The sequence below is a fragment of the Janibacter sp. CoH_79_TC_3 genome, assembly GCF_058197955.1.
The window spans coordinates 1-252 of sequence record NZ_JBXWIV010000146.1 but is presented as its reverse complement, the minus strand read 5'-3'; the positions used below and the strand labels follow the sequence as shown (position 1 = coordinate 252).

The window sequence follows — 252 nt, the reverse complement described above, 5'->3', positions numbered from 1 at the left end:
GATATGGGCAGATGCCAGTAAAGTTTAAATCATCGGGATGCCGCTTAACCAAAACGTGACCCATTTCAGGTGCGCCAACGCCGCCAATAAAATGGCCATCCTGAATGGCACCGGCACCTACACCAGTCCCAATCGTGTAGTAGACCAAGTCAGCTTTGGGCAGCTGATCCTTTAAGTTGATGTATTCACCGTAAACCGAGCCGTTGACATCGGTCGTAAAGTAGATTGGCAGGTTCTGTCCCAGGCCACGCT

1 protein-coding gene is annotated in these 252 nt (G+C 50.8%); it reads right to left on the bottom strand.

The features are described 5' to 3' along the window. Positions 1–252 (bottom strand): ROK family protein (locus AC2FA3_RS15415; RefSeq protein ID WP_490510355.1); only part of this gene is annotated, 252 nt, incomplete at both ends.